Origin of the sequence: Lamprobacter sp. (assembly GCF_034860625.1) — a bacterium.
Lineage (GTDB): Bacteria > Pseudomonadota > Gammaproteobacteria > Chromatiales > Chromatiaceae > Lamprobacter.
The window spans coordinates 1-709 of the sequence record NZ_JAYESN010000714.1; the positions used below are offsets into that span (position 1 = coordinate 1).

At 64.6% G+C, this 709-nt stretch carries 1 protein-coding gene; it reads left to right on the forward strand.

Translation table 11 applies throughout. The features are described from left to right. The coding region (locus VBE63_RS30915) for a transposase (RefSeq protein WP_323686767.1) at nt 1-701 on the forward strand (701 nt) is incomplete at its 5' end. Nucleotides 702-709 lie beyond the last annotated feature (8 nt).

Below are 709 nucleotides of genomic sequence, written 5' to 3' on the forward strand. Positions count from 1 at the left end.
GCGGTCTCACTGTCAAACCGCTCAGTGCCTTGCAACCGTGCGGGCGCAGTGCCGATGGCGAGCTGTTCGAGCAGGCGGTGCAGGTCACCGATGCCGAGGGGCACACCTGGACCTGGCGGCGCGTCGTGCTCAGGCTCAAGCAGCCGACCCGCGATGGGCATCGGGATCTCATCCTCTTGACCAACCTGCCTGCCGAGCAGGCCGATGCCGCCACTGTGGCGGAGCTGTATCGCGGCCGGTGGACGATTGAAACCGCGTTTCAAAAATTGGAGGGGCATCTGAACTCCGAGCTCAACACCCTGGGCTATCCGCAGGCCGCGCTGTTCGGCTTCTGCCTGGCGTTGGTCGCATTCAATCTCTATGCCGTGGTCATGGCCGCGCTGCGCGCGGCGCACCCCGAGGCCAAGATCGATGAGACGGTGTCTGAGTACTACTTGGCCGCTGAGATCGCCCGCACCACCGACGGGCTCAACATCGCCGTCGAGGAGCAACAGTGGAGCGTCTTCTCGCAGGTCGACCAGGTGCGCTTCTGTGCCATGCTGCTGGTGTTGGCGCAGAACGTCGACCTGAAGAAGCTGCGCAAGACCACCCGGGGGCCGAAGAAGCCACGCACACCGCGCACGAAGCACACCGGCAAGCCTCATGTCTCGACGGCTAAACTCTTGGCGCAAGCGGCAGCCCCCTCCGGGCGGTCACCTTAAAAGGGCTG